This window comes from Chitinophaga eiseniae (genome assembly GCF_900167135.1).
In the GTDB taxonomy this organism is placed as follows: Bacteria; Bacteroidota; Bacteroidia; order Chitinophagales; family Chitinophagaceae; genus Chitinophaga; species Chitinophaga eiseniae.
In genome coordinates this window covers 1-6,765 of record NZ_FUWZ01000020.1, presented here as the reverse complement: position 1 = coordinate 6,765, position 6,765 = coordinate 1, and the positions used below count along the sequence as shown (strand labels likewise).

The following is a 6,765-nucleotide window of genomic DNA, read 5'->3' as shown; positions in this document are numbered from 1 at the left end:
CCTGCACCGGGCGGGGATATACCTGCAGCGATACTTCCTGTCCGAAGCCATTGGTACGGGTGATGCTGCCTCCTTCCCAGAGGTGGCGCACTTCCGCTATCTGCTCGTACATCCGTTGATGGCGCGATGCATAAGGGGCAGACGACAAAACAAAATCGTTCGCGTTCCAGCCGGGGGCAAACGACAGCCCTACCCGGCCGCCGGACAGGTTGTCCACCACGGCCCATTCCTCCGCGATGCGCACCGTATCGTGCAGCGGAGCTACCACGCTGCCACTGCGGATCTCCAGCCGGCGGGTGCTTACCGCCAACGCCGCCCCGATAACAGACGGGTTGGGATACAGTCCCCCAAACTCATGAAAATGACGCTCCGGCGTCCATACCGCCCGGAACCCATGCTCGTCGGCATAACGCACGGAAGACTGCAGAAGATCGTATTTATTGGCGCTGCCATGATCGTAGCTGGAGAAGAAAAACAGGCTGAAGTCCACCGTGGCCGGTGCTTTCTCCGTATAACGGTCAAGGTTGCCCGGGATACGGTCCGACGGATGTATCACCACCTGTACCCCGCGGCAGAGGGTCCACAACAGCTCCAGCACGGAGATATCGAAGGAGGTGCTGGTCATCGCCAGCAGGCAGTCATCCTCCTGCAAAGGCACTTCCCGGTCCATCGCCGAAAAGAAGTTGACCACATTGCGGTGGTTTACCATCACCCCTTTCGGACGGCCGGTAGAACCGGAGGTATAGATCACGTAACACAGGTCTTCCGGCAAAACGGCGTGTGGCGTGTAACCGGCATCGTTATCATCGTTCACTGCTGTCTCCAGTTGTAGTACGGCGCCGTCATAGCCTGCCGGCAGCGCTGTTCCTTCGCCGGCCACCAGCACGCGGGCGCCGCAGTCCTCCAGCACGTAGCTGATACGCTCCGCAGGATAGGCCGGGTCCAGCGGCACATAAGCCGCTCCGGCTTTGAGGATGCCTAACATCCCCGCCATCAGGTGAACAGAGCGTTCCGTCAGCAGCACTACCAACGCTCCTGGTTGTACCTGCAGTTGTTCCGTCAGCAGCCGCGCCACCTGGTCGGACCGTTCATCCAGCTCCCGGTAAGTCAACGCGCTGTCTTCAAAAACAACGGCCGTCTCTTCCGGCCGCAGCAGTGCCTGCCGGCGGAACAGACTGACAATGCTTTCTGTCTGCGGAAAATCATTGGTCGTATTGTTAAACGCAGACAGTTGCTGCATTTTTTCTGCTGATGTTAAATAGTCCAGCACGCCCAGTGCGTGCTCCGGATGTCCGGCGGCAAATGCCAGCAGCAGTTCCAGGTGCGTCAGCAGGTTGCGGACAAAGGAGGCGCTGTAAATGTCTGTATTATAGTTCAGCAACACCTCCACCGAGTCGCCCGTCTCCATAAAAGAAAATTCGAGATCAAACTGGCTCGTCACTCTTTGCATGCCTTCCGGCTGCCGCCATTGTAATCCTGACATACCGCCTGTATTACCATTACCTGCAACCGACGACTGGTTCTGCATAATCACCAGTACATCGAACAGGGGTGAACGGCTGGTATTGCGTTCCAGCTGTAACTGGTTTACCAGCAGGTCAAAAGGATATACCTGGTGCCGATAGGCAGCCAGCAGCACTTCCCTTTCCTGTTGCAGCAGTGCCCGGAAAGTATCTGTTGCCGTAAAACGGGTACGAAGTGGCAGCGTATTCAGATATAATCCGATCTGGTTTTCCAGCTCTTTGAGATCTCTCCCTGCAATTGGGCTGCCGATGATAATATCTTCCTGACCGGTATAGTGATGAAGCAATGCTTTTAATCCAGCCAGCAGGCCCATAAAGAGGGAGGCTTCTTCTTCACGGCACAGTTGCAGCAACGCATGTACCGTCGTCGCGGGCAGCATGCAGCCGATCGTAGCACCGTGATGGGTTTTCACGGACGGGCGGCCTTTCTCCGCGGGCAGGTCCAGTACAGGTATGGGGCCGGACAACTGCTCCAGCCAGTAAGCGCGATGTTTCTCCAGGTGGCTGTCGTTGTTACCGGAGGCCTGCCATACTGCAAAGTCTTTGTATTGGATAGGCAATGCAGGTAACACCGGGCTGACGCCCTCTTTCAGCGCGTTATAGACGGTGGTCATCTCCTTTATCAACACCTGCAGTGACCATCCGTCGCTGATGATGTGATGCATGGTATAGAGCAACGCATGTGCAGCATCATGCAGTTTCACCACTTTGATGCGGAGCAAAGGGCCTTGCCGGAGATCAAAGGGAGCCTGCTGCGCTTCGATAAACATCTGCTGCAGCCTTTCCATGATGTCTTTTTCATGGCTGATATCTTCATAAACCATATCTGCAGGCTGCTCGCCGGCGTCCAGGATATATTGACGGATATTGCCGGCGGCGTCTTCCCGGAAAACAGTCCGCAGGCTCTCGTGGCGGCGCCACAACAGCTCAATGGCCTCTTCGAGCAGTGTTTTGCTCAGCGGACCCTCCAGGACACAGACGCCGGGAACGTTATAAGCCGCCGATGCTTCTTCAAACTGGCTCAGTATCCAGAAACGTTGTTGTGCATGGCTGAGCGGGTAGCTTTCCTGCAAAGGCGCTTTGGGTATCTCAATGATGTTGCGCGGCGCTGCCACGCCGAGGAAAGCGGCCTGTTCATGCAGAACGGGGTAAGTGAAAAGATCGTTCAGTTCCACTTCCAGCTGAAACAGGCTACGGATGCGGCTCAACAGCTGCATGGCTTTCAGGCTATGTCCGCCCAGCAGGAAAAAGTGATCGTTTCTTCCTACCTGTTCTCTTCCCAATACCTCCTGCCACAGGGAGGCCAATTGTATTTCCAGCGTACCCGCCGGCGCTACAAATTGCTCCCCGGATTTGTCTGCCGCCAGCGGGTCGGGCAGCGCTTTACGGTCTACCTTTCCGTTATGGGTCAGCGGTAGCGCCGCCAACTGCATAAACACAGCCGGCACCATATATTCCGGCAGCCGCGCCGCCATGAAGCTGGTCATCGCTTCCCGATCGGGCATTGCCGGGGCAACGATAAACGCGGCCAGGTAGCTACCCTCTCCGGTTGGCTCTTTCCTCATTTGTACCACTGCGTGGGTGATACCCGGGTATTGCAGCAGGGTTTGTTCTATCTCTTCCAGCTCAATGCGATAGCCTCTTATTTTTACCTGTTGGTCGTTCCTTCCCAAAAAGAGCAGATTGCCCTCCGCATCCCACCGGCCTATATCACCGGTACGATACAACCGTTCATTTTTCCGGTAGGGATTTTCGATGAACCTGGCGGCTGTCAGCCCGTTGTTATGAAGATAGCCAAGCGCCAGGCCTTCGCCGCCGATACATATTTCGCCCGGTATACCAACCGGGAGCAGTTGTCCGCGGTCATCCAGGATGAAGATCCGGTTATTGGCAATCGGTTTGCCTATCGGAACGCCCGCCGGCAGGGGTATCGCCGGGTCTACTTTATAGATGGTGGCGCAGACAGAATTTTCCGTTGGCCCGTAAGCGTTATAGTAGTTTAGTTTTTTACTGAAGCGGAGCGCAGTAGCCTTATCTGCTTCCTGTCCCGCTGTGATCAATATCCGCAGCCCCGACAGCTCTTCTTCGCTAAAGAGTTGCAGGTAAGCGGGTGGCAGGGTAATTACGGTGATCTGATGTTGCCGCAGGTATTGTATAAACAGTTCGCGCTCGCGCAATATCGCTTCGCTGATCATCACCAGTGAAGCGCCGGAGAAAAACGCCAAAAAACATTCCGATACAGATGCATCGAAAGACAGTGAAGCAAATTGCAGCACCTTGTCATCCGCCTGTACCTCAAACTGGCGCACCTGGTCCAATGACATATTTACCACGCCGCTATGCGCTACCATCACCCCTTTAGGCTGCCCGGTACTACCGGAAGTGTAGATCACATAGGCCAAAGAGGACGGATCTGCCAGCCCTTCAGGGTTATCCACGCTTTCGTGCAGGCTTTCCAGTTGTACATCCAATGCAAATAAGGCGCCGGTATAATAATCGATCATTTCAAACAGGCGATCGGAGAACGTAAGCACCAGTTTAGGAGCTGCGTCTTCCAGCATGAAGCGGATGCGCTCCTGCGGGTAAGACGGATCTACCGGCACATAGGCGGCTCCTGCTTTTAGTACTGCCAGTATCCCTATGATGACCAGCTCTGAACGGTCTGCAATAATAGCAACGAGGTCGCCGGGAAGGATAGAATAGGTATTGCGCAGATAGTGAGCGAGCTGATTGGAGCGTTCATTCAATTCCCGGTAGGTCAGCTGCCTGTCGCCCTGTATGAGCGCCGGCCTGTCCGGCGTCTGCGCCGCCTGTTGCTCAAACCGTTGATGCAACGTCTGTTTTTCGCCGAAAGAAAAAGCCGTATCGTTGAAAGTATTTAACAGCAGCTGTTGTTCAGCTGCGGACAGGTACGTTATACCGTCGATCGCCTCCTGCGGACGAAGCGTTACCTCGTGCAACAGCTGCAGATAATGCGCACAAAGCGCGTTGACATTGCGCTCGCTGTAAATGTCGGTATTATAGGTAAGTGAGAGGTCCCATCCGCCCGGTGCTTCCACGAAACTAAAAAGCAGGTCGAACTGACTTCTTTCCTGTTTCATTTCATCCGTCTCTCTCCGGGAAAGTCCATCCAAACCCACCGTCTTGTCATATACATTCGTAGACACCTGGTTCTGCATCCCCACCATGATATCGAACAGTGGCAGACGGCTCCTGTCCCTGGGCAGCGGCAGTTTTTCTATCAGCATATCGAAGGGATATGACTGGTGTGCATAGGCATCCAGCAGCACCTGTTTTTCTTTTGCCAGCAGGCTGGCAAAAGTGTCTTTTCCGCTAAAGCGGGTACGCAAAGCCAGGCTGTTGACATACAGCCCTATCTGGTCTTCCAGGTCCTGATGTTCCCTGCCAGCCACAGGGCTGCCAACGATGATATCTTCCTGTCCGGTATAGCGGAAAAAAAGTGCTTTCAGCGCGGCGAGCAGCCCCATAAAAAGCGTAGCGCCTTCTTTATGGCAAAGGGCTGTCAAAGCGCCCATCACCGAAGACGGCAGACTCACCGTGACACTGCTGCCGGGGTGTGTTTTGACCGCCGGGCGACGTTTGTCTGCCGGCAGATCCAGCACAGGGAGCTCACCAGACAACTGTTCCAGCCAATAGCGTTCGTGCGCGCGGAAAGCGGCTGTATCTTTTCCTGACGACTGCCAGGCGGCATAGTCCCGGTACTGCAGCGGCAGCGGCGCCAGCGCGGGTTCGCTGCCTTCACGGAAATGATTATACGCTGTAATTACGTCCCTGGACAGCACTTCCATAGACCAGCCATCACTGATAATATGATGCATGGTATAAAACAACGCAAACTGTTGTTCCGATACTTTCACCACTTTCGTCCTTATCAGTGGTCCCTGGCCGAGGTCGAACCTCGTATGCTGCTCTACGGAGAATATTTCCCGCAGCGCTGCTGCAGCATCCGGCAGGCTACTGATGTCAACGCAGAGCGGTGCCCATGTCAGTTTATCTACCGGCAGCACATACTGGCGTACCACTCCCGAAGCATCCTCCCTGAACACTGTCCGCAGGCTTTCATGCCGGCCGGCGACATATCGCAACACTTTCTCCAGCAATGACGGCACCAATACACCGTCAAACAAAAGGAAACCGGTAACATTATAGGCGGCAGAACCGTCGCTGAACTGGCTTAATATCCAGAGCCTGCGCTGCGCGTGGCTGAGTGGGTAACTTTCCTGGTCGGCTACCCGCGGTATAGCGGCAAACGCCTGTCCGGAAGCGTGTTCCAGGTATGTCGCCTGCGAGGCTATATCCGGACAGGTAAAAATATCCGCCAGCAGAATCTTTGCTTCAAACACCTGTTTTATCCTGCTCACCAGCTGAATAGCTTTCAGACTGTGCCCCCCTGCTTCAAAGAAGTTATCATAGATACCGATCCCTGTCTGGCCCAATACCTCTTCCCATATCTTCACCAAACGCTCCTCCGTTTCTGTACCTGCGGGCACATAGGCTTCACTGCGACTGGCATCACCGGCCCCCGGCACGGGCAGCGACTGGCGGTCTATCTTGCCATTGCCGGTTAACGGCAGCTGCGGCAGGCTGATGTAATAACCGGGCAGCATATAGTCCGGTAATAAACCCGACAGGTAGCTCCGTACCGTGGACGGCGGACATGGCTTGTCTGTGACCAGGTAGGCGGCCAGGTACCTGCTTCCCGTACCGTCTTCACGGGCCATCACCACCGCTTCGCGGATGTCTTCATGACTGAGCAGGGCACGTTCTATTTCGCCCGTCTCAATGCGGAAACCGCGTATCTTCACCTGCGTGTCGCGGCGGCCCATAAACACCACCTCTCCCTTTTCATTCCACCGCCCGAGATCTCCGCTGCAGTAGATGCGGCCTCCCGATATAAGCGGATCGGGCACAAACTTCTCCGATGTCAGCTCCGGTTGCCCAAAATAACCTGCGGACACGCCGGCGCCGCCGATACAGATTTCCCCCATAACACCCGCCGGTAACAGCTGATGATCTTTGTCCAGTATATAGATGGTGCTGCCGGGCAATGGCCGGCCTATGCAGGCTCCGCTGGCAGGCAACACACCGGCGCTGATATCGTAGCTTACCGCCGTGCAGAAGATCGTTCCTTCTGTAGGACCGTAGGTAACCACGATCTCCGCTTTCCGGAAGATGGACGACAGCTTCTGAAGCAAAGTATCGGGGATCGTATCGCCGCCGA

General features: G+C 55.3%; 1 protein-coding gene. It reads right to left on the bottom strand.

Going from position 1 to position 6,765, the window contains the following annotated elements; all coding sequences use genetic code 11:
- A partial coding sequence (locus B5D63_RS34430; RefSeq protein WP_143313382.1) for a non-ribosomal peptide synthetase occupies positions 1-6,765 on the bottom strand: 6,765 nt, incomplete at both ends.